Genomic DNA, 21710 nt, shown 5'->3' with positions numbered 1-21710 from the left:
CCTCCCGCCTAACAAAATACCGTATCTATAACTTTTTTTGAACACTGACCATCTTGGAAGCAATTAAATTCATGATTGAATTCTTTTAATTTCTGATAATCGAATTTTTTATCTTTAACATCTTCCAACATTTCGTCTTCATTTTCATATACTTTGCCAGGAAGGTCTTTATCTACATCGAGATAAAATCCCCTCAGTTGATGCTGATAATTGCTACGATCATACATATAAAAATAAATAGGACGATTTAAAATCGCATAATCAAAAAAGACACTCGAATAATCTGTAATTAGAATATCACTAACTAAATATAAATAATTGATATCAAAATCTGCATCAATTGAATATAAGAAGCCGTCTAATTCCTGAATACTATCTATCTTATTTACGATTAAATAATGTGGTTTAAACAGCACAATATATTCATCTTGTAAAAGTATTTTCCATTTTTTAAAATCTGCTTTTAATTCAAACGTATAGCCTTTTGTAACAAATGAATCATCACGCCAGGTTGGTGCATATAAAATAACCTTTTTATCGAATGGTAAATTTAAGGTTCTTTTTATGTTTTCAATTAATTCTACATTTTGATTGCTTAATATGTCATTTCTCGGATAACCTACTTCTATAAGCTTTTCAGGACTAATATGAAAAGCTGATGGAAAAACTTTAGTGGTAAAAGGATTCGGAGAGATTAAATAGTTATATTTAGCTACATCATCGTCATATGTACATAACATTTCTTTTTGACTAAGACCACTTCTGTAAAATTTCATATCTGCTGATACTTCAATATCATGTCCTAACTTTTTCAAAGGTGTTCCATGCCATGTTTGAAGATAGATTTGATTCTTTTTTTTATAAATATATTGCGGAAGCTTACAGTTTACAACCCAATATTTAGCTCTGGCAAATATATAAAGATAGTGTATACTCATATATTTGACAGATATGGCATTTGAAGGACAATCATTTTTATGACGCAAAACCCAATAAAATTGATAATCTTTAAATTTTGGATCTTTTGTCATTTCCTCATAAATAGCTTTTGGATTGTCTAAGTATCCTCTGCCATGATAGGCCATAAAAACAATAGAATTGTCTTTAACTGGTACAACAGCATAAAATATTCGGCATAAAATTTTTAAAATCCAAACTATCCCTTTTTTAGCAATCTGCAAAGATTTCATAAGAAGCCTCACATACTTTCTTTCATTTCTTCCTTAATCTGTGTTGTACTAATTCCTTCCGTTCTAGGAAGATACACTACTTCACAGTAATCTTTTAGAAAATCAAATTTTCCCTTCCAGTCATCTCCCATTACAAAGATATCTACATCATATTTCTGCACATCTGATATTTTTTGTTCCCAAGATTCTTCTAAAATGACCTTATCAACATATTTGATTGCCTGTACGATCTCCATACGTTCATAATCAGGAATCGCACATTGCTTTCCCTTCATCGCATTAAATGCATCACTAGATACCGCTACGATAAGATAATCACCTAATTCTTTCGCTCGTCTTAATAAATTTAGATGCCCTACATGGAATAAATCAAATGTACCATATGTAATAACCTTTTTCATATAACCTCCGCTATTTGAATATATGTTCCCAGAAACCTTTTTTTATTTCCCCTTTTATAAGACGTTCATTAAATTTTTCATCACGAACTTTCTTTTTCTCTTTTTCATTTAATGAATTATAGTGATCTACATACGCTGCATAATGATCACACACTTCATTAATTTCTCCAAATTCAATCAGCTTTCCTCCTTCGATCCACATTCCTTTCTTACAGAAACTTCTCACCTGAGGAAGTGAATGGGAAATAAAGAAGATCGTTTTATTCTTTTCATCTCGAAGCTGCATCATCCGATTCAGACACTTCTGTGCAAAACCCTTATCTCCTACAGATAGTGCTTCATCGACAATAAATATATCCGGATTCAAAGCCAAAGAAATCGAAAATCCAAGTCTTGATTTCATACCACTGGAATATTTCTTTACCGGCTGATAAAGAAAATCACCTAATTCCGCAAATTCAATCACACCCTCTTTAATTTCCGCAATTCTTTTCTTAGAAAGACCTAACAACGCTCCCTTTACATTAATATTCTCTTCACCAGTCAATTGCTGATTCAAACCGGTATTGATTGAAATCAAAGCCTGTTCACCATTGACGATCATCTCTCCACCATCATGATCAGAAATACCTGCTAAGATCAATGACAAAGTTGACTTTCCTGAGCCATTCGTTCCTAAGATACCAACGACATCACCTTTTTCAATTTGAAAACTAATATCTTTTAAAGCATAAAAATATTCTTTCTTCTTTTTCTTTTCTTTTTGTTTTAGCGCATAAATTTTGGAAACATGATTCATTTCCACAGCATACTCTATTTTCTTATCCATGTTGCACCTCTTAGATCATATCAATCATTTTCTTCTTGAAATGGTACATCAGACTTGAACCTATGACAAACAGCACCAAAACAACGATCCAAAAATATAGTCCCATGGCTGGATGTCTTAAAAAGCTCTTATTAAAAAACACCGCATCACGATAACCTGTAACAATGTAATAAACCGGATTTAATTTCATCACAAATGTCATAAAAGGAAACTGACTAAAAGCAGCCGGCCAAAGTACAGGTGATAAATATAAAATCATACGCATCAAAGAAACAACAAGCTTCTTTACATCACGCCACATCATCGTTAAAACAGATGTAACTAACGATAATGACTCTACAAACATAAAAGCACAAAAGGCATAATAAATTAAATTCAGCCAATAAATATTCGGTCGATATCCATAAAGCAAAAGTACTACGATTGTAATTGCCATCATACATAAATGATTAAAAAATTCTTTAGCACATACTGTTGCCGGCAAAATGCTGATCGGAAATTTCATCTTCGTAATGACATCTTTTTTTGAGAATACAGCACTGCAGCCCTGAGTAATACATGGCTGAAGATACCACCATGCCGCAAAACCTACGATGACCCAAGGAAGATAGGGCACCCCATCATATCCTTTCCGATTCATTCCTATACCAAATACCAGCCAGTAAGTAATGACCTGAATTGCAGGAGAAGCAAAATTCCAAAATAAACCAAACTTAGAATCACGCATATCCGCAAGCAATTCATATCGAGAGATACAAAAAATTCGATATAGATTTGTAAAGTTCTCATTCAGTACATAGTATACGCTTTTAAGCATTTTCATGCCTTCCTTTCAAATTTATTCAAAATTTACTTCAATTATACAATAATTACTTGAATTTAACTATAACATTTTACATATAAACATCAAAATAAGCCCAGAATTACCCATTTTTACCTCCTTTTTTTTAAAAAACACAAAAAACATAATAAAAAAAATCAAAGACTATTTCTTTTGCCTTTGATTTCGATAGTGAAAATAAAGCATCAATATACCCCAAATCACTACTTCTATTAAAATACATATAAACTGCAAATTAGTTTCCATGCTCACTCACCTTATACAATCCAATAAACATCAATCCCATCAAAATACTTAATAATATAATTTCCTTTGCGAAATCCATCTCTATCTTCCCCTTTTCTGTTTCATTATTAAAACCAATGCTCCAAGTACGATACCGCTTCCTATTAATAAATACTGAAAACTTTTCTTCATAATCATACACTCCTTTGATGCTTTTATTATAAAAGAAAAGACCTAGAAAAATCCTTTAATAATACTTACAATTTTCTTAAATTCCTTACATTTCTGAAAGAATCAAAGATAGGTGCTTCATACTATATGTTTTCTTCCATCAAAACATGTCCATGTAAATTTTTATACAAATTTTTTTAAAAGTGGGAAATTTGAGAATTAAGTGCATATAAAAGAGTAGGGAGGTACTCTTTTATGAAGCAGAAAATCTTACTCGATCAGCATTTCAAAAATATCTTAAGGAACAAGCTGATCCTTGCTTATATCATGAAGGATCACCTTGAGGAATATGCAAATTCCTCTATCGGTGAAATCATGAAATGTATCGAGCCTCAAGGTGATGTCCCTTTGCATACGCATCTTATTTCTGGACATCGTAATGAGAATAATGAAGATGATGTCAGTGTTGTCTTCGATTCGCTTGTCTATGCTTCTCTGCCCCATAATAAAGGAAGGATCGCCATGATCATCAATCTGGAAGCACAGGGTGAACTGAAAGGAAGAAGCCATGTCTTAAGCAGAGCCAACTACTACAATTCCCGCAATATATCGATGCAGGTGAATGAGTTCTTCGACCATGCGCAGTATGACGATATCGTAAAGGTGGTATCGATCTGGATCGTGTTCAATGCCCCCAAGCATAAACAAAACTGCATCAACCGTTACCGGATGGTGGAGGAGCATATTATCGGGAATGCGTGCGAGGAAGAAAAATATTTTGATAAGCAGCAGATCCTTGTGCTATACTTAGGGTATAAGGAAAGCGAATATATTTCGATGAACATCCTAAGGATATTGGCAGATAATGGGATGGACTATGAAAAGAAGAATGAGGCATTAGAGAAGTACGATATAAGGCTTAAGGGAGGACTGGCAAAGGAGGTAAGAAGCATGTGCGACTATGGAGATTATGTAGAGAAGATGGGCACAGAGAAAGGAATTGCTCAGGGATTGCAGAGAGGAATTCAACAAGGACTTTTACAAGGCAAAAAAGAAGGTATCCTTGAGGGTAAAGAACATGAAAGATTAGAGGCAATCCACAGCTTAACAAAGACATTGAAATTAAGTGTTGATGAAGCGATGGATGCCTTACAGATTCCTATTGAAGAGAAGACTTATTACTTAAATCTTTTAAATAAAAAGGCTCAGTAATACATCAAAGTATTACTGAACTTTTTTAACTTACGATCTTATAGTAAACCTTAGCTGTTAGCTGATAGATAATGAAATAGAAAATCGAGAAAATCACATAAACAATAGCCATGACAGAAGCAAACATTGCCTTATTAGTCATACCAAAGGCCATGAACATCTGATAGATCATATTGAACGAGAACATCAGATGAATACCGGCCGTAATCAGTGGCATAAAGAAGACGATCATGATTTGTGAATGAATCGATTTCTTAACTTCTTCATGGCTCATACCTACTTTTTGAAGGATCTCATAACGTTTCACATCATCATAGCCTTCGCTGATCTGCTTATAATACATGATCAGTGTTGTCGCAATCATAAACAGAATACTTAAGAAAATACCAAGGAAGAAGAAACTGCCAAAGAATTCCATAAGTTCCTGTCGATAAGCTGATTGAAAGTTGACAGAATAGCCATAATCAAACTCAAGATCTTCAAACTGATCTGTTGTATCCTGATAAATCTGATAAATATCTTCTTGTAATTTTGTAAATTCTTCTTCACTAAGATCACAGTTAAAACCATAATTGTACTGTGGCCAATTTACATAGCCATAATGGCTGAGATCAATACTTTTAGACATCTGATCGATTGCTGCTTCATCCTCCATGACAATATAGACAAGTCCTTTAAATCCTGGATTATAATTAAACATACTATCTAAAGAACCATTTTCCAGATTATCAGAATTATATTTGACCTGATATGTTTGAGAACCAATCGTTAAATGGTCTATGATCGTTCCATCATCAAAATAAACAGCAATTTCATGATCTTTTAAATCAAGATCTTCTTGTATTGAAAAATATACATAATAATAATCACTATAATTTGTTTCATCCTCATCTTTTGGAATCATCGTATTATCTTCTAATTTTAAAGCCAGTGAAAAATTATAATTCCTAGTAAAATCAGTCATTTCAATATCTTTAAAATAATTCATAACATTTTGATCCACTGCCTGATTCACTTCCAGATAATAACTTCCAAAAGAGGCTTCTACATCTTTGCTGATCTCACGATTAATTAAATCATTAACACCGATAAATAAAGATCCAGTAGAAGAAATCATAACAAGTACCATCGTTGCCAGAATACAGATATTCGCTAATCCGACCGCATTCTGCTTCATACGATAAATCATATTAGACACAGATACAAAATGACTTGTCTTATAGTAATAACTTTTATTTTTCCGCATAAGCTTTAATAAAGCAATACTTCCGGCAGTAAATAAAAAATATGTTCCAAATATAACTAATATAACTGCGATAAAGAATAAATAAATCGCTTGAATAGGATCTTTTACTGTCACTGCCAGATAATATCCGCCAGCTAAACAAGCAATACCTAAAATGGTCATGATCCATTTTGTCTTTGGTTCTTTTTCACCTTCGCTCTTGCTTCTTAATAAATCGATAGGTTTTGATAAATGAATCTGTGAAACATTATAGAATGCTGTACAAAGAAAAATAATACCAAAAAGAAGATAAGTCCATTTGATGCTATCTAAAGATATTTCAAAGTTCATCGTTGGCAGATCACCAACCATCTTTACTAATAAAAGAAAGATTCCTTGCCCAAAAAGACTTCCTATACAAATACCTGCCGTAATGGAAATAAGTGCTAAAATAAGTATTTCATATATCAAGATACGGGATATATGATATTTTTCCATTCCTAAAATATTGTAAAGACCCAATTCACTCTTTCTTTGCTTAATAACAAAAGAATTTGTATAAAACAGAAAGATAAACGCAAAAATACCAATAACAATAACTCCCAAAGAAAGCATGACACCACGTGTCCGTCCATAAAATTCACTATGCAGCGACAACGCCAGGATCACATAAAACATCATTGAAAAAAGCGTGGCTGTCAAAAGATATGGAATGATCATCTTGGAATTTTTCTTAAGATTTTGAAGCGCCAGCTTTAAATAGAAAAACTTATTCATATTTCTCACCCGTTGCAATCAGAGTCAGCGTATCACTGATTTTCTGGTACATTTGGGCGGCACTTTGATCGCCACGATAAATCTGATGAAATACCTCACCATCTTTGATAAACATCACTCGTTTCGCATGTGAAGCTGCTTTTGTAGAGTGAGTTACCATCAAGATCGTCTGACCTGCTTCATTGATCTGATTAAAAAGTTCTAATAATTCATCCGTATTGCGAGAATCCAATGCTCCTGTCGGTTCATCCGCTAAAACGATATCCGGATGAGTAATGATTGCTCTGGCGACTGCTACACGCTGACGTTGCCCGCCACTGATTTCATAAGGCATTTTAGCCAAGATATCTTCAATACCTAATGAGCGTGCAACCGGCATGAGACTTGTTTCCATTTCCTTAACACTTTTTCTTGAAAGAACTAATGGCAACAAGATATTATCTTTGACACTAAAGGTGTCCAATAAATTAAAATCCTGAAAAACAAAGCCTAAATGCTCTCTTCGAAAAGCTGATATTTCTTTTTCACTGATCGAAGTAAGTTTTTTTCCTCTTAACAGTACTTCACCACTTGTTGGTTTATCTAAAGAAGCTAAAATGTTCAAAAGGGTCGTCTTACCACTACCGCTTTCTCCCATGATCGCAACATATTCACCTTCTTCTACTGAAAAGGAAACATTTTTTAACGCTTGAACATGATTTCCTCCAAATCGTGTCGTATAAACTTTCTTTAAGTTATTTGCTTCTAATATCATCATAACTTATCCTCCTTACTGACACCCTTATTCTACAAGAAATCATATTTGCGAGCCATTTCTTTAGCTTACAGTTTTCCTGTTAAACTTACAAATTGGTAAGCATCTTTATTCTACTTCTAAATCTATATGTCGCAAATCAATCATGACACGGGTATATTTTCCAAGTTCACTTTCAATACTGATCTTATGTCCCAAACGATTACAAACCTGTTTCACCAGATATAAACCAATCCCACTTGATTTTTTATCTTTACGTCCATTATAACCGGTAAATCCCTTTTCAAAGACACGTGGAAGATCTTCCTTCTGAATACCGATACCACTATCTTCAATGATAAGCATTTCATCTTTCACCTCTATATTCACATAACCAGAAGGTGTGTATTTAATGGCATTGGAAAGAAGCTGTTCAATAACAAAACAGAGCCATTTTTCATCTGTCAATACTTGCAAAGATCTTGCTTCATAATTCAGCTGAAGTTTTTTACGAATAAATAATTTCGCATATTTACGAATACACTGTTTGATACATGAATCAATATCTACAAACTCAAACTGAAAATCATTTCCCTGATGATCCACCTTTAAATAAGTCAAGACCATCTCTACATATTGTTCAATCTTAAAAAGTTCTTCTTCACATTCACTTTCTTCTTTATCGCTCAGCAAAAGACGCATCGCCGCAATAGGTGTCTTGATCTGATGCGCCCATAAAGTATAATATTCCATCATTTCTTCATAATCATGGTCTTTTTGAGTAATAAGATCAATCTTATCCTGATGAATCACTTTTATTAATTTCTGATAATCTTCTTCGCTTTGATTTGTTGCTTCTGGAAGTTCATCAATACTCAGCATCACCCGTTTTTGAAGATCTACCAACGTTTTATGCTGCTTATAAAAATGCCAGAAATCTATCAGAGCTCCTATGCTTCCAATAAAGGTACAAATTAGAAAAGCATAACCAACCGCATCTAAAGGAAGCCGATAAAGCCAAAAAATAACAAGAAAAATAACAGAAAATAAGAAATAAAAGAAAATGGTCTTACGATGCTGATACATATATTTAAAAAACAGCGTCATTCAATGATATACCCAATTCCTTTCTTTGTCGTAATAAAATCATCCAGACCAATACTTTCTAGTTTTCTTCTTAAACGTGTCATATTCACTGTCAATGTATTTTCATCAATATATTCATCACTTTCCCATAGCTTGACCATTAATGTTTCTCTGGAAATCACCTTTCCTTTATTTTCCATCAATGTCAAAAGAATACGATAATCATTTTTGGTCAAATCAAGCTTTGCGGAATGATACGTCAAAGTTGTATCATTTGTATTTAAAACAGCACCTCTATGTTCAAGCAAATTGTTATGTGCCGTAAAATCATAACTGCGGCGAAGCAATGCCTGGATCTTAGCCGTTAAAACTTCTAAATCAAAAGGTTTCGCAATAAAATCATCACCACCCATATTGATAGCCATAACAATATTCATATTATCTGGAGCACTTGAAATAAACAAGATTGGAATTTTCGAAACTTTTCTAATCTCGCTGCACCAGTGATAACCATTATAAAATGGCAAAGAAATATCCATCAAAACTAAATGAGGATCAAAAGCACCAAAATCAACAAATACATTCTGAAAATCTTCGACACATTTTACCTCATATCCCCAACTGCTGATACGATTTTCAATCTGCTTCGCAATAACTCGATCATCTTCTACGATTAATATACGATACATATTTTCACATCCCTGTTTATTATGATAATGCAAAATGATATAGAATGCAAATAAGCCTTTTAAATTTTTTAAATATAATTTTTATATTAAATTTTGGGAAATTTGCCGATTTGATGGATATATAAGAGTGGGTGTGTGTATGAGCAATCTCAACAAACAGTATGATACATTTTGTAAACAGATCCTCGCTCGTCCTATCTTTCTCTCATATATCCTTAAACGCTGTATTCATGAATTCAGTAATGTTGATGTCTTTATCATTGCCAGCAAGTGTATCCATGATATCTCTGTCAATCAGAAAGAAGTTCATCGTCTTTCACCTTTCATTACCCAGTTTGAAGATGATACTCTGGAAGAAGGAAAAGCTGTCTTTGATATCTTCTTTATGGCACATCTTCCTGAGCGTGATCAGGATATCGACTTCTACATCAATATCGAAATTCAGGATGACTTCTATCCCGGCTATCCTTTATCAGCAAGAGGGGTCTATTATGGCGGAAGGATGCTTTCCATGCAGTATGAGGATCAGATCAAAGGTTCCCATTATGAAAATCTCAAGAAGGTCTATTCGATCTGGATCTGCCTCAATCCTCCCAAGGAAGAAAGAGGCAGCATTACCGGTTATAGACAGCAAGATCATGAAGAACGGTGTTCTTCAGATCAGGGAATTCGCGGTAATAGAAACGGTTGGAAAGAGAAAAGACTTTCATGATGCCTCCTTGACAGAAATGAGATGTTTTGTACATATATTATATCATATTAATAACTATAATGATACTATAATTTCAAATTAATGATATATATTATCATAACATAAATAACACTTAACTTTTTTTATTTTCTTTCATCCTCTTTCTATCAATCAAAAAATGAAATTTCCTAATATATAAAAAACATCTATTTCTGAAAATAGATGCACTAGCAATTTGTATCACAATAAGTATTTGAAATTTTCTTTAGACCCTGTATGTAAATATCTTTAAGTTTCTGTTTTTGAGCATCTCCCATCATTACACTGGGATCTGCCTGGGATTCAACAGTGCTTTCATGCATAAGCACTACTTCACCATTTTTAATAAAGAAAACACTTGGAGCATATAATCGTTTTATCGTCACATCATTCAAGCCCTCATAAACATTTAAGCTTTCATATAAGGCATCATAGATTTTCTGATAATCCTCACTTTTTTCCTTAATAACCTCAATGATGCCTTCTTCATTTAATATAAGTTCATCACGAATCTCTTTGATATCGTAATAATAGATTTCTTCCACTTCTTTTTCCTGAAAAGCTTCAATCAAGACCGGTAAAGCATTCCGACACCATGGACATTCATCAAAGCCAAAATATATGATACCTTCACTATCAATGATTTCCATAAGTTTATCAATATCTGCATATATGATCGGATTCTCTTCTGGTATCGAAATATCCACATAATCAATGCCACTTGTATTTTCTTGACCGTTCAAAGACTCATATTCCTCTTTAAAACGTAAAGCATCCCTCTGACTATCTGAAGGAGCAGCACATGCTGCCACAAGTATCCCTATCAGTAAAGCACTGATTCGTTTTTTCATCATAGGTCTCCTTTACGCAAGTATAGCTTCTTTGACCCAAATAAGCAACTAATCTGTTCTATCAAATGCTTTCAATGTTCTTAAGCCTTTCGGATACTTATTTTTTATCTGAGTACCGTCTCCCTTGCCATAACCTAAAGGAATATGCTTATAACTACAGCATACATAACCTTTTTGCTCATAAGGAAAAACATTACCACTTAAAAATAGCTGTGCTTCCTCTTTATTCATATCAATTACATGACGATAATGCGACATCAGAAGTGAAGACATATAAAAATGCTGATGTGGCTCAAAACGATTTTTTACCACTTCACCTGTATAGATACCTTGTCTGAGTACATTCACATCTAAATCTAAAAACATCTCTTTCCTGGCATAAACCTTATTGTTGATTTCAATCAAATTCAAGGAAAGATCACTTTGCTCTTTTATAAATTCAATTGCTAGTGGACTGATTTTCTTTACTTTCTTATATTTTAAAATACTTGTCTTCATACCACCTTTTTTACGCATTTTCGCAAAGAAATGTCCTTCACCGCCATCCATCGGATAGATACGTCGCACCTTAGAAACATCCAGATCTTTATAAGGCAGACCTCTTCGCTTTACATGATCGCCGCCATCCATAAGTTCCATTTCCGGATGTCTCTTTAAAAATTCATAGATAACGGCCTCATTTTCTTCGATTGCATAGGTGCAGGTGGAATACACTAAAATGCCACCCTCTTTTAAACATGAAACAGCTTCATCTAAAATACGCAGCTGGCGTTTCTGACATGCCAGATTATTTTCTGCGCTCCACTCCACTGATGCCAGCTCATGTTTTTTCATCATGCCTTCTCCACTGCATGGTGCATCGACCAGTACTTTATCAAAGACACCCTGAATCTGAGGTGCCAGCCTTTCTAAAGGTGAGCAGGTGATCATATTCTCGCCAACCCCACATCTTTCCATATTCGATAAAAGGATATTCGCTCGTTTAGGATCGATCTCATTACTTAATAGAAAGCCGGTATTGTTTAGAGCACAGGCAATCTGATGACTTTTACCACCTGGAGCTGCACAAGCATCTAAAACCCAATCACCCTCTTGAATATCCAAAGCTTTCACAACACTGGCAGCACTTGGCTCCTGAAGATAATAAAGTCCTGCTAAGTGTGTCCAATGACTTCCTGCTTTGACATTCGCATCAAATAAATAACAATTCTCACCAAATGAAGAAGGCGTCAGTTTATAAGGAAAGTTTTCCTCTACAAAAGATGAGCTGCATTTTGTTGTATTGACACTTAGCCCCTTATACATTTCTTTATCTATGGTCATTAGAAATTCTTCATATTCATCTTGTAAATAATCTCTCATTCTTTCTAAATAATTTGTTTTCATGCATGTATTGTAACATATTTTTAAAAATGTGCTACAATGAGTTCGGAGGTAATCATGAAAATATATCCGATATATCACAGTGGTTTCATGGTTGAGCTTGAACATCATATTTTATTATTTGATTATTATATGAAAGACTTGCCAATCATTCAAAGTGACAAACCCTTATATGTGTTTGTCTCTCATAAACATCAGGATCATTACAATCCAGAAGTTTTTGAAAAAACGAAAGATTTCAAAAATCGTACGTTTATCTTGGCCAATGAGATCAAGCAGACCCCCATCCATGTCATTCACATGCATCATGATGAAACGATACATGTCGATGATATGACCATTTCAACATTGCTCTCTACAGACAGTGGGGTTGCTTTTATTGTAGAAGTAGAAGATAAAGTAATCTATCATGCAGGTGATTTACATCTATGGCTTTGGGAAGATGATAGTGAAAAGGAAGCAAAAATGATGCGTGGCAGTTTTATGGCTGAAATGAAAAAAATCAAAGACCGTCATTTTGACTTAGCTTTTCTTGTATTAGATCCTCGTCAGGGTGATGAGCTTGCCTGTGAAGGACTTGAAATCTTTAATGAATGGACAGATACCTCAGTTATTTTTCCAATGCATTTCTCAAGTGATCCTGCCCGTATGGAAGAATTGTTGTTGAAAGTGAAAAATAGCGAAAATATTGTCAATACAGAAAGGGTGAAAGAATATGAATTTTAAGATGATCCATGAAAATTATAACGTATCTGATCTAGACGCTTCGTTAAAATTTTATGAAGAAGCTTTAGGACTTAAAGAAGTAAGACGAAAAGAAACAGAAACGTTTACGATCGTTTATGTGAAAAATGATCAAAGTGATTTTGAATTAGAACTGACCCAGCTACATGATCATCCTCAAAGCTATGATTTAGGTGAATGTGAATTTCATTTAGCTTTTGAATGTGATGATTTTGAAAATGCGTATAAGAAGCATAAAGAAATGGGCTGTGTATGTTTTGAAAATCCATCAATGGGTATTTATTTTATTGAAGACCCTGATGGTTATTGGCTAGAAATTGTTCCAAGGAGGTAAATATGTTAGCAGTGAATACAAAAGCCATTGATTTTACATTGCCAGATGAAAATGGTAATCCTATCTCTCTTTCTTCTTTTAAAGGTAAGAAAGTTGTTTTATACTTTTATCCAAAAGATAATACTCCAGGATGTACAAAACAGGCCTGTGCGTTTAAAAATGCCTATGATGATTTTAAAAAGCTGGATGTGGCTGTTATCGGTATCAGTAAAGATACATCCAAATCTCATCTTAATTTTAAAAATAAATATGATCTTCCTTTTATCCTGCTTTCCGATGTTGATCATAAGGTGATTGAAGCTTATGATGTATGGAAAGAAAAGAAACTTTATGGAAAAACATATATGGGCATCATGCGTTCTACCTATGTTATTGATGAAGAAGGTATGATCATTAAAACATTTGAAAAAGCAAGTCCAGAGAATAACGCTAAAGAAATATTGGAATATCTTCAAAACTAATTATCAAAAAAAGTGCCATTAAACGATGACACTTTTCTTTTATCTTAAAAACAAATGTAACAGTTTTTCGTGCAAACCTTTTCGATATGGCTGATAACGCATGGGAAGATCCATCCATGTTTTCTTATCAACAATACTTTTCGTATGTGAGAAGGCATCAAAGCCAATCTTTCCATGATAAGCCCCCATACCACTTTCGCCAACACCACCAAAACCCATTTCGCTCGTCGCTAAATGAATGATGACATCATTGATACAGCCACCACCATAACGACAGCGATTGCTCAGCTTTTGGATCACAGCTTTATCTTCTGAAAAAATATAAAATGCTAACGGTTTTGGCTTATCAGCAAGCACATCAATGACTTCATCTATCTTGTTAAATGTCAATACTGGTAAAATAGGCCCAAAGATTTCTTCTTGCATGATTGCATCTTCCCAAGTAACCTGATCCATTAAAGTAGGTGCAATCTTATGAACCTTTTGATCTGCCTCACCACCGATAATCACCTTCTTTTGATCAATCAGACCTAAAAGACGTTCAAAATGTTTTTGATTGACAATTTTTCCATAATCATGATTTTCTAATGGCTGTTCCCCAAATTGTTTTTTGATCTGTAGACAAATTTCTTGAATCAGCTGATCTTTCACACTTTCATGACAAAGAATATAGTCAGGGGCAACACAAGTCTGACCACAGTTTAAATATTTTCCAAAAACGATTCTTTTAGCTGCTAATTTTATTTTTGCACTTTTGTCAACGATGCAAGGGCTCTTGCCTCCTAACTCTAAAACTGCAGGAGTCAGATATTCAGCAGCATGACGCAGCACCTCTTTTCCAACATTCTGACTACCGGTAAAAAAGATAAAATCAAATTTCTTTTCTAAAAGAGCTGCATTTTCTTTTCTTCCTCCGGTCACAACAGCAATGTATTCACTAGGAAAACATTCTTTTATCATTTTATCAATCAGATTGCTAGTAGCCGGTGAATAAGCGCTAGGCTTTACAATAGCCGTATTACCGGCTGCAATTGCATCTGCCAGCGGATCGATCGTTAAAAGTAATGGATAGTTCCAAGGACTCATGATCAGTGTATTTCCATAAGGAACAGATTGTTTATAGCTAACAGCTGCAAACTGTGAAAGAGGAGTATATACATAGTGTTTACGAGCATATTTTCTAACATGACGAATCATATAACTGATTTCACTCAGTACAAGACCTGTTTCACACATATAGCTTTCGTATTCGCTTTTTCCTAAATCTTCTTTTAATGCACAAGCAATCTCTTTTTCATATTTGGTAATCACATTTCTTAACTTTTTCAACATTTCTATACGGAAATCTACCGATAATGTTGCACCACTTTGAAAATAAAGACGCTGTTTTTCTAAAATTTCATCAATGTTCATTTTTTCCTCCAATAGAAACCATGTAGTAAAACTTTTCTAATTCTTTTGCATTCATCAGCTTAGGTACAGGATATAAAGGATTTGCTTCCTTAGAGGCATATCTTGCCATCACTGGTATATCTTCTTCCAAAATTCCTTCAAATTTTGTAGGAATATTCATCTTTTGATTTAAATTTTCAATAGCCATGATAAACTTATTTGCACCTTGTTCATGCGAATCATTTTCAGATGCAACTCCTGCTGCAATTCCTAGTTCATGTAATTTTTTATGAGCAGATATTCCATAATCCTTTAGTACATAAGGCATTAAAACAGCATTTGCCAATCCATGAGGAATATTATACTGTCCTCCTAAAGAATGTGCTATTGCATGTATATAGCCTACATATGACTTTGAAAAAGCAATACCAGCAATATAGGAAGCATGAAGCATCTTTTTGCGAGCTTCATAATCATCTCCCTTAGTATAAGCTTTTTCAATATTCTTAAAAATTAAATGTACTGCTTCTAGTGAACATCTTCTTGTCTGTTTACTTGTAGAGTTACCGATATACGCTTCAACCGCATGAGTTAAAGCATCCATTCCTGTTGTTGCAGTTAGATGTGGAGGTAATGAATACGTAACTTTCGGATCAAGAATTGCATGGCTTGGAATCAGCGTAAAACTATTCATTGTGTATTTATGTTTCTTCTCGCTATCCGTAATTACCGCTGTTATCGTTACCTCACTACCAGTTCCGGCTGTAGTTGGGATGGCAATGAGTGGTGGTATCTTTTTTAAGACACGTAAAAGTCCTTTTAACCGATCTAATGATTTATTCGGGTAAGCAATACGTGCGCCTACCCCTTTTGCGCAATCCATTGAAGAACCGCCACCAAAAGCAATCAAAGCTTCACAGTTTTCTTTTAGATAAAGTTCACGTGCTTCTTCTACATTCCAGACTGTTGGATTCGCACATGTCTTATCATAGAGTGCATAATGAATGCCTTGATCACGAAGTAATTCTTCTAACGGCTTTCTGTTTTCTTTTAAAGCCGTATCACTGACAAGCAATACAGATCTTACATTGAGTTTCTTTAAAAGATCCTTGATATCTTCAATACTTGAATATAATTCCGGTTCCCGATAAGGTAATAAAGGTAAAGCTAAATGAAAGACCCCTTGATAAATTCGACAAAAACATTTAACTATAGGATTCATTATTCTGGTAAACCCTCCTTATTCAGTTTCCGAAGATTGGTAACAATCTGTTCCAAAGCTTCATATAAGACTATTCTTTTTTCTTCACTCAAATCTTTACTTGCAAGATCCACCGCTAAAGAAGCCCTCTTGGAAACAAACAAAGCTGCTTTTTTTCCTTCTTCAGTCAATTTAAAAACTCCCTTATATAGATTCTGATGAATCCCTTCTTTCTTCACTAATCCCTTTCCTTCAAGTAAAGCCATCATTCGTGAAACATCAGCCTTATCTTTTCCACAATACTCGCAAAGCTGTGGCGCACTAATACCTTCAGGATAACGCAGCATTGTTAAAAGATATATCGAATGAGCACCTTTTAAACCATATTTTTTCATTTCCTCTGCTGTCAGCTTATGCCAATAACGCAGTATTTCAAATAACAATAAAGAAAAACGTTCAAAACGATCTACCATAGTTTTCTCCTCTACTTGTTGACAATTCAACTTCTGTATTGTAATTCCAACTTGTTGATTTGTCAACGTAATTCACTCCTATCAAAAAAAAAGAGCAAGTCAATGACTTACTCAATCGAAATATATTTCTTTTCCTCTACCTTCGGCTGATCTTTCTTTGGAATGTTCAAATGCAAGACTCCACTCTCAAATCGTGCCTTGATATCTTCATGCGTTACATCCTCGCCTACATAGAAGCTTCTCGAACATGATCCATAATATCTTTCCTGTCGGATATAGTTGCCTTTGTCATCCTTATCATCCACTTCATGGTTCTTATCCGCACTGATCGTCAAGTATCCATTCTCCAATTCAATCTTGACATCTTCCTTCTTGAATCCCGGAAGATCCATATCCAGTTCATAAGAATCGCCTGCATCCTTTATATCCGTCTTCATCCAGTTTCTTTCATGTTTTCCAAATACATGCCTGCTTGGCATCCAGTCATCAAATACATCATCAAACAAATCATCATCAAATAATCTAGGTAGTAACATAACTAACGCCTCCTTTAGATATCATCTCTGTAATCTAGTATGTTCTTCCTGATTACACTTATGATTATAGTCATCTTTTTAGCACTGTCAAGTATAGACTGCTAATGATTACGACAAATTGTCCAATGTGTCAAAAAAAACAGAAATCTGTTTCAAATTTCTGTTTTAACTAAAATATACTAATTCTTCTTTTAATGGTGGAATCCTCTTATAAGATATTTCTTCCAGCATCGGCACTTCACCACGATATTCTTCATCATAGACAACATGCATCTTAGCTTTTAACTGTAACCAGTCGCCATCTACCATTTGTTCTGCATGCTTACTTTTCACCATATAACCAATCAATTGTGTATCTTCTGCACAACAAACCATCGCCTTACGACCAATGACATAAATATCATCTGGATCTTCCATCCGACGCATGACCCTGCCTTGAATCACAACCGTCTTACCATCATATTTACGAGCATTATCTAATGCATCCATATACCATAATCCATAATCATCATCATTTATTTCAATGACATCAGCACGAAGATCAAATGGCATTTCTTCATCCGTCATTGGTGATATCGTACCATCTTTCATCTCATAAATAATTTGTGCACCTTTATTGATCGATTTCACATTGGTACGCAAATAGGCTTTTTTCGTATCTTCATCACAGCGATTAAATACGATCACATCAGCCGGATTGATCACATTAAACATGAATGTACGCATATTATTGATATAGTTGGTAAAAGTAGAGGCATCAATGGTACTTAATATCTGGACAACGATCCAATCTAATGGCATTTCGATATCCAAAAAGTCATCAATATTCCATGTACCATTAAATTCTACCATAACACGATCAGGAGTATATTTATTATCTAATTCACGAAGGATATCCGTGTTCAATTGACTTAAATCGTCAAAATATTCAACATCTGTATTTGTTTCCTTCAAGAATTTAGAATCATATTCTTCAATACCTTCTTCAAATACTAGAAGCAGTGTTTTCTCACCTTCATTGAATCCTTCATCTTTTAAGGTCGTCTGAATCAGCGTTGTTTTCCCGCTTTCCAGAAAACCACAGAAAATATATACAGGTATCGCCATCTTATCCTATCCTAAAGATCTCTTTGATCTTTTCTTCATCTACAACACTGCCAATCACAACGATTTTACCAATTGTCTGCACCTCTCCTGGACGAATATCAATTTCATTAGGAACATAATCAAAGAACAGCCATCCCTCATCTGACTTTACCATTCCTTTAGCTCTCAAAATAGTTTCATCCAATTGAGCAAGCATATCATGCAATTCATCTTTCGTATAACTATGTGCTGTATCATAAGCTACACTTACAAAATCATCATCTGCATGATGATGTCCGTGATGGTGATGATGTCCATGTCCACAGCCACATTCGTGATCATCATGATCGTGACAGCATTCGTGATCATGTTCATCGTGGTCATGACAGCAGCACTCATGGTCTTCATCATGATGATGTCCGCAGCATTCATGTTCTTCTTCATGATGATGTCCACAGCATTCATGTTCTTCTTCATGATGATGGCAGCAATGATGCTCTTCTTCTTTTGGAAGCTCATCCATTACTTCTAGGATCTGATGATCACTCAATTCATTCCAGTCACTAATGATGCATTTTGCATTCGGATTGAATTCATGAATCATGTGTACGACTTCTTCAACCTTTTCATCACTAACATCCTGTGTACGACTTAAAATTACCGTTTTCGCATATTCAATCTGATTATCAAAGAATTCTTTAAAATTCTTATGATACATCTTCGCCTTCTTCACATCTACGACACAAACAAGTGCATTGACATTCAGATTCACATCTTCAATAGCCTCAATAACATCACTTAGCTTACCAACACCACTTGGTTCAATAATCAATCTCTCAGGAGCATATTCTTCTACGACCTTCACAAGTGCTTCTCTGAAATCACCTACAAGTGAACAACAAATACATCCGGAATTGATCTCTTTAATTTCAATACCAGCTTCTCTTAAAAATGTGCCATCAATTCCAACATCACCAAATTCATTTTCAATGAGAACGACCTTTTCATTTTTCAGTTCACCTTCCAGCAGTTTCTTGATCAATGTTGTTTTTCCTGCTCCTAAAAAACCAGAAATTACATCTACTTTCGTCATCTTTACATCTTCCTTTCTTCCAACAATTTCACAAATTCCTTTGTATCCTCAACAATTCCCTCATAAGGATGAGTCTTGCAGGCATCATTAAAATACTTTAAATCAACTTTTGCCTGTTCCTCATCTTTATTCACCAAAAGATCAATACCGTACTGATCCAGCAAAGAAGAAATATCACTCTTATCCCTATTCATTCGCTTCTTCATTTTCTCATCCAGATATTTATCCACATTTATATCCTGACTTGTCAGAAGTTCGATCAAAACAAGATCATAAATGACACAAGAACGATATATCATTGATATATCCTTTTGATAAAGGTTTTCCAGACATTCCTTTGCCTCATCATACTTTTTCAAAGCTAAAAGACGTGAACCTTTATTCGCTTCAATACAGGTATTCAAAGGATTTGTCAAATCAGCACCCTCATAAAGTTCAAAAAGCTTTCCATCTATCTCATTCCATCTTTTTCCATCCGCAAACTCTTTTGCCAGCATCAGCTGCTGATAAATAGACTGTACAGATTCCTTCTCCTTCAACATACAATAAATATTATACCCATCATTTGGCACTTCTGCATCGATTGGAATCAGATTTAATAAACCAGTCAGCAATCCTAACCCAATCATACAGAAACAGAAAATTCGAAACAGCATATCACCAAATAGGAGTCCCAGTATCAAAAAAATCAAAGTCGCAAGAAGATTACAAATGCCGCCTCCTGCACAATATAAACAATACGCTTTAAGATCTGGCTGTGTTGGCTCCATTAAACACTGTCCGCCTGTTCCTGTTAATTGATATCGTTTAAATTTGATTTTACCATGATCCTTCACCCACATATAAGAACCAATTCGAAAAGAGATAAATTCAAATCCATTAAGAAGACCAAATAGACAATGCCCACCCTCATGAATTATGATTTGAAGGATATAAGCAACAACTGCCATGATCAAAAAATAAATCATGATATCAATACCAAAACGTTCCAGTTCAAACATAGAAACCAGAAAACCGCCTAAAAATAATCCCAAAAAAAGTCCCATTAACAACTGCACCAAAACAGTCTTTATTTTTTTGTACGACTTCTTCATTAACTTCCTCACTTCCCAAATATCAACGATCAAGATAACTTTGATATTTCACTATCGCTCTTTATTATAATACAAAAGCAAAAGATTTTCATCTTTTGCTCCACTTTTTTTTCTATTAAACTCCTTTACTTTCAACTAAATCTGATGGAATCAATTCTTCCTGCTGAGCCTGACTATTCTGAATATTTGCATTGATTTCAATTGAAAAGGAAATCAATATCATAATAAACACTAAAAGTAAAATTCCCATTAAAATACGTACATGCAGATTTGATTCAATTTTCTTCATAAACTGCCTCCTAAGATTGAGACATCTATACCAATACTTTTTTCATTAAAAATAAGATACTTACTAAATTCTTTTGAATAAACAACATCATTCATTTGATCAGATGTTCTAAAATAAACTGTATTTGGCATTTTTACATCAAACATTTGACCTTCTTTTTCAACTCTAAAATAAAATTTATGTGCTTTAAGCTCTTCTGTTAGAAACCAGGCATCATCCTTGCTAATATTAACTACTGTTGATACTGATTTAGGATCATTCATGCCACATTCAGAAAGCACCCTTTCCTTGCTGATTGAATATTTATTAACATCACCCTTCCCTGTTTTTGAATACTTAAGACTTATTTCATCAATAATATTAAAATCCTCTTCATTTTCTATAATGTATTCACCCATTGTTTCATAATAAATAGAAATATTATACATATCATCATCAAAAGATACGACATAAGTACACATCTTACCTACTTGTCCACTTTCCGGTGGTATCACTTTTTTTTCTTTTGGCTGACATCCCATCAACAACAATCCTGCTAATATCCACGATATCATCTTTTTCATAATTTTTCCCTTTCCTTTTCCCATTTTTATTAATTATATTATACAAAATAATTATCTAAAAATAAATAACTTTTTCTTACTTGCATATTTCTTGCATTATT

24 protein-coding genes are annotated in these 21710 nt (G+C 34.2%); 5 read left to right on the top strand and 19 right to left on the bottom strand.

Annotation, left to right across the window (positions count from 1 at the left end; all coding sequences use genetic code 11):
• Window positions 1–8: 8 nt before the first annotated feature.
• Genes BQ5367_RS07425 through BQ5367_RS07410 form a run of 4 tightly spaced genes read right to left on the bottom strand, consistent with a single transcriptional unit; the run spans window position 9 to window position 3237 of the window.
• Window positions 9–1190: a CDP-glycerol glycerophosphotransferase family protein gene (locus BQ5367_RS07425; protein ID WP_235858749.1), complete on the bottom strand. Its 1182-nt coding sequence runs from the start codon at window positions 1188–1190 to the stop codon at window positions 9–11.
• Between the two features lie 8 nt (window positions 1191–1198).
• A complete protein-coding gene (tagD, locus tag BQ5367_RS07420) occupies window positions 1199–1591 on the bottom strand; it encodes a glycerol-3-phosphate cytidylyltransferase (RefSeq protein WP_071441904.1) in 393 nt (130 codons plus the stop codon).
• Window positions 1592–1601: 10 nt separating this feature from the next.
• On the bottom strand, window positions 1602–2420 hold the full coding sequence (locus BQ5367_RS07415) for an ABC transporter ATP-binding protein (RefSeq protein WP_071441903.1): 819 nt from the start codon (window positions 2418–2420) through the stop codon (window positions 1602–1604).
• 10 nt (window positions 2421–2430) lie between these two features.
• Entirely contained in the window at window positions 2431–3237 is an 807-nt protein-coding gene (locus BQ5367_RS07410; RefSeq protein WP_071441902.1) for an ABC transporter permease, read from the bottom strand.
• Window positions 3238–3912: 675 nt separating this feature from the next.
• On the opposite strand from BQ5367_RS07410, the gene BQ5367_RS07405 reads away from it, so the two are divergent.
• Window positions 3913–4869 (top strand): FliH/SctL family protein, encoded by a 957-nt coding sequence (locus tag BQ5367_RS07405; RefSeq protein ID WP_071441901.1) that lies wholly within the window; start codon window positions 3913–3915, stop codon window positions 4867–4869.
• A gap of 25 nt (window positions 4870–4894) precedes the next feature.
• Here the strand turns inward: BQ5367_RS07405 and BQ5367_RS07400 are convergent, their stop codons facing one another.
• The 4 genes from BQ5367_RS07400 to BQ5367_RS07385 all read right to left on the bottom strand — a co-directional run bounded on the left by BQ5367_RS07400 (window position 4895) and on the right by BQ5367_RS07385 (window position 9379).
• The gene (locus BQ5367_RS07400) at window positions 4895–6871 is read right to left on the bottom strand and encodes an ABC transporter permease (protein WP_071441900.1); all 1977 of its coding nucleotides are present in this window, start codon (window positions 6869–6871) and stop codon (window positions 4895–4897) included.
• Window positions 6864–7628, bottom strand: coding sequence for an ABC transporter ATP-binding protein (locus BQ5367_RS07395; protein WP_071441899.1), 765 nt, complete (start codon window positions 7626–7628; stop codon window positions 6864–6866). Before BQ5367_RS07395 ends, BQ5367_RS07400 begins: the two co-directional genes overlap by 8 nt.
• Before the next feature lie 105 nt (window positions 7629–7733).
• The gene (locus BQ5367_RS07390; RefSeq protein WP_071441898.1) at window positions 7734–8711 is read right to left on the bottom strand and encodes a sensor histidine kinase; all 978 of its coding nucleotides are present in this window, start codon (window positions 8709–8711) and stop codon (window positions 7734–7736) included.
• Entirely contained in the window at window positions 8708–9379 is a 672-nt protein-coding gene (locus BQ5367_RS07385; protein ID WP_071441897.1) for a response regulator transcription factor, read from the bottom strand. Before BQ5367_RS07385 ends, BQ5367_RS07390 begins: the two co-directional genes overlap by 4 nt.
• 139 nt (window positions 9380–9518) lie before the next feature.
• Here BQ5367_RS07385 and BQ5367_RS07380 point away from each other — a divergent pair, with 139 nt between their 5' ends.
• On the top strand, window positions 9519–10091 hold the full coding sequence (locus tag BQ5367_RS07380) for a hypothetical protein (protein WP_071441896.1): 573 nt from the start codon (window positions 9519–9521) through the stop codon (window positions 10089–10091).
• A 206-nt stretch (window positions 10092–10297) separates the two neighbouring features.
• Here BQ5367_RS07380 and BQ5367_RS07375 read toward each other — a convergent pair whose 3' ends face one another.
• Both BQ5367_RS07375 and BQ5367_RS07370 read right to left on the bottom strand, forming a co-directional pair.
• Window positions 10298–10960, bottom strand: a complete 663-nt coding sequence (locus BQ5367_RS07375; protein ID WP_071441895.1) for a hypothetical protein — start codon at window positions 10958–10960, stop codon at window positions 10298–10300.
• Window positions 10961–11008: 48 nt separating this feature from the next.
• Complete coding sequence (locus BQ5367_RS07370; RefSeq protein WP_071441894.1) at window positions 11009–12346, bottom strand: RsmB/NOP family class I SAM-dependent RNA methyltransferase; 1338 nt, start codon at window positions 12344–12346, stop codon at window positions 11009–11011.
• 54 nt (window positions 12347–12400) lie between these two features.
• Here BQ5367_RS07370 and BQ5367_RS07365 point away from each other — a divergent pair, with 54 nt between their 5' ends.
• From BQ5367_RS07365 to bcp, 3 genes are read left to right on the top strand one after another with little or no spacing between them, the layout of a single operon-like run.
• The gene (locus tag BQ5367_RS07365; protein WP_071441893.1) at window positions 12401–13069 is read left to right on the top strand and encodes an MBL fold metallo-hydrolase; all 669 of its coding nucleotides are present in this window, start codon (window positions 12401–12403) and stop codon (window positions 13067–13069) included.
• Window positions 13059–13421, top strand: a complete 363-nt coding sequence (locus tag BQ5367_RS07360; RefSeq protein WP_071441892.1) for a VOC family protein — start codon at window positions 13059–13061, stop codon at window positions 13419–13421. The genes BQ5367_RS07365 and BQ5367_RS07360 overlap by 11 nt, the downstream gene beginning before the upstream one ends.
• Window positions 13422–13423: 2 nt before the next feature.
• Complete coding sequence (gene bcp / locus BQ5367_RS07355; RefSeq protein ID WP_071441891.1) at window positions 13424–13882, top strand: thioredoxin-dependent thiol peroxidase; 459 nt, start codon at window positions 13424–13426, stop codon at window positions 13880–13882.
• 39 nt (window positions 13883–13921) lie between these two features.
• Here the strand turns inward: bcp and BQ5367_RS07350 are convergent, their stop codons facing one another.
• From BQ5367_RS07350 to BQ5367_RS07315, 9 genes are all read right to left on the bottom strand, one after another.
• Entirely contained in the window at window positions 13922–15295 is a 1374-nt protein-coding gene (locus BQ5367_RS07350) for an aldehyde dehydrogenase (RefSeq protein ID WP_071441890.1), read from the bottom strand.
• Window positions 15285–16496, bottom strand: a complete 1212-nt coding sequence (locus BQ5367_RS07345) for an iron-containing alcohol dehydrogenase (protein WP_071441889.1) — start codon at window positions 16494–16496, stop codon at window positions 15285–15287. Before BQ5367_RS07345 ends, BQ5367_RS07350 begins: the two co-directional genes overlap by 11 nt.
• Window positions 16496–16948, bottom strand: coding sequence for a MarR family winged helix-turn-helix transcriptional regulator (locus BQ5367_RS07340; protein ID WP_071441888.1), 453 nt, complete (start codon window positions 16946–16948; stop codon window positions 16496–16498). Before BQ5367_RS07340 ends, BQ5367_RS07345 begins: the two co-directional genes overlap by 1 nt.
• Before the next feature lie 107 nt (window positions 16949–17055).
• Complete coding sequence (locus BQ5367_RS07335) at window positions 17056–17484, bottom strand: Hsp20/alpha crystallin family protein (RefSeq protein ID WP_071441788.1); 429 nt, start codon at window positions 17482–17484, stop codon at window positions 17056–17058.
• Window positions 17485–17649: 165 nt separating this feature from the next.
• Complete coding sequence (locus tag BQ5367_RS07330) at window positions 17650–18591, bottom strand: TIGR03943 family putative permease subunit (protein ID WP_071441887.1); 942 nt, start codon at window positions 18589–18591, stop codon at window positions 17650–17652.
• A 1-nt stretch (window position 18592) separates the two neighbouring features.
• The gene (locus tag BQ5367_RS07325; RefSeq protein WP_071441886.1) at window positions 18593–19663 is read right to left on the bottom strand and encodes a CobW family GTP-binding protein; all 1071 of its coding nucleotides are present in this window, start codon (window positions 19661–19663) and stop codon (window positions 18593–18595) included.
• Window positions 19664–19665: 2 nt separating this feature from the next.
• A complete protein-coding gene (locus BQ5367_RS07320; RefSeq protein WP_143052367.1) occupies window positions 19666–20757 on the bottom strand; it encodes a hypothetical protein in 1092 nt (363 codons plus the stop codon).
• Window positions 20758–20872: 115 nt separating this feature from the next.
• Window positions 20873–21046, bottom strand: coding sequence for a hypothetical protein (locus BQ5367_RS13515; protein WP_154667086.1), 174 nt, complete (start codon window positions 21044–21046; stop codon window positions 20873–20875).
• Window positions 21043–21609: a hypothetical protein gene (locus BQ5367_RS07315; protein ID WP_143052366.1), complete on the bottom strand. Its 567-nt coding sequence runs from the start codon at window positions 21607–21609 to the stop codon at window positions 21043–21045. The genes BQ5367_RS13515 and BQ5367_RS07315 overlap by 4 nt, the downstream gene beginning before the upstream one ends.
• Between the last annotated feature and the right edge of the window lie 101 nt (window positions 21610–21710).

Origin of the sequence: Traorella massiliensis (assembly GCF_900104665.1) — a bacterium.
In the GTDB taxonomy this organism is placed as follows: Bacteria; Bacillota_I; Bacilli_A; order Erysipelotrichales; family Erysipelotrichaceae; genus Traorella; species Traorella massiliensis.
This window is presented reverse-complemented; position numbering and strand designations above follow the sequence as displayed.

What these genes read in the sequence shown, in the direction of transcription:
- BQ5367_RS07425 (WP_235858749.1), bottom strand. Translation starts at nt 1,190, where the DNA reads ATGAAATCTTTGCAGATTGCTAAAAAAGGGATAGTTTGGATTTTAAAA.
- tagD (WP_071441904.1), bottom strand. Translation starts at nt 1,591, where the DNA reads ATGAAAAAGGTTATTACATATGGTACATTTGATTTATTCCATGTAGGG.
- BQ5367_RS07415 (WP_071441903.1), bottom strand. Translation starts at nt 2,420, where the DNA reads ATGGATAAGAAAATAGAGTATGCTGTGGAAATGAATCATGTTTCCAAA.
- BQ5367_RS07410 (WP_071441902.1), bottom strand. Translation starts at nt 3,237, where the DNA reads ATGCTTAAAAGCGTATACTATGTACTGAATGAGAACTTTACAAATCTA.
- BQ5367_RS07405 (WP_071441901.1), top strand. Translation starts at nt 3,913, where the DNA reads ATGAAGCAGAAAATCTTACTCGATCAGCATTTCAAAAATATCTTAAGG.
- BQ5367_RS07400 (WP_071441900.1), bottom strand. Translation starts at nt 6,871, where the DNA reads ATGAATAAGTTTTTCTATTTAAAGCTGGCGCTTCAAAATCTTAAGAAA.
- BQ5367_RS07395 (WP_071441899.1), bottom strand. Translation starts at nt 7,628, where the DNA reads ATGATGATATTAGAAGCAAATAACTTAAAGAAAGTTTATACGACACGA.
- BQ5367_RS07390 (WP_071441898.1), bottom strand. Translation starts at nt 8,711, where the DNA reads ATGACGCTGTTTTTTAAATATATGTATCAGCATCGTAAGACCATTTTC.
- BQ5367_RS07385 (WP_071441897.1), bottom strand. Translation starts at nt 9,379, where the DNA reads ATGTATCGTATATTAATCGTAGAAGATGATCGAGTTATTGCGAAGCAG.
- BQ5367_RS07380 (WP_071441896.1), top strand. Translation starts at nt 9,519, where the DNA reads ATGAGCAATCTCAACAAACAGTATGATACATTTTGTAAACAGATCCTC.
- BQ5367_RS07375 (WP_071441895.1), bottom strand. Translation starts at nt 10,960, where the DNA reads ATGAAAAAACGAATCAGTGCTTTACTGATAGGGATACTTGTGGCAGCA.
- BQ5367_RS07370 (WP_071441894.1), bottom strand. Translation starts at nt 12,346, where the DNA reads ATGAAAACAAATTATTTAGAAAGAATGAGAGATTATTTACAAGATGAA.
- BQ5367_RS07365 (WP_071441893.1), top strand. Translation starts at nt 12,401, where the DNA reads ATGAAAATATATCCGATATATCACAGTGGTTTCATGGTTGAGCTTGAA.
- BQ5367_RS07360 (WP_071441892.1), top strand. Translation starts at nt 13,059, where the DNA reads ATGAATTTTAAGATGATCCATGAAAATTATAACGTATCTGATCTAGAC.
- bcp (WP_071441891.1), top strand. Translation starts at nt 13,424, where the DNA reads ATGTTAGCAGTGAATACAAAAGCCATTGATTTTACATTGCCAGATGAA.
- BQ5367_RS07350 (WP_071441890.1), bottom strand. Translation starts at nt 15,295, where the DNA reads ATGAACATTGATGAAATTTTAGAAAAACAGCGTCTTTATTTTCAAAGT.
- BQ5367_RS07345 (WP_071441889.1), bottom strand. Translation starts at nt 16,496, where the DNA reads ATGAATCCTATAGTTAAATGTTTTTGTCGAATTTATCAAGGGGTCTTT.
- BQ5367_RS07340 (WP_071441888.1), bottom strand. Translation starts at nt 16,948, where the DNA reads ATGGTAGATCGTTTTGAACGTTTTTCTTTATTGTTATTTGAAATACTG.
- BQ5367_RS07335 (WP_071441788.1), bottom strand. Translation starts at nt 17,484, where the DNA reads ATGTTACTACCTAGATTATTTGATGATGATTTGTTTGATGATGTATTT.
- BQ5367_RS07330 (WP_071441887.1), bottom strand. Translation starts at nt 18,591, where the DNA reads ATGGCGATACCTGTATATATTTTCTGTGGTTTTCTGGAAAGCGGGAAA.
- BQ5367_RS07325 (WP_071441886.1), bottom strand. Translation starts at nt 19,663, where the DNA reads ATGACGAAAGTAGATGTAATTTCTGGTTTTTTAGGAGCAGGAAAAACA.
- BQ5367_RS07320 (WP_143052367.1), bottom strand. Translation starts at nt 20,757, where the DNA reads ATGAAGAAGTCGTACAAAAAAATAAAGACTGTTTTGGTGCAGTTGTTA.
- BQ5367_RS13515 (WP_154667086.1), bottom strand. Translation starts at nt 21,046, where the DNA reads ATGAAGAAAATTGAATCAAATCTGCATGTACGTATTTTAATGGGAATT.
- BQ5367_RS07315 (WP_143052366.1), bottom strand. Translation starts at nt 21,609, where the DNA reads ATGAAAAAGATGATATCGTGGATATTAGCAGGATTGTTGTTGATGGGA.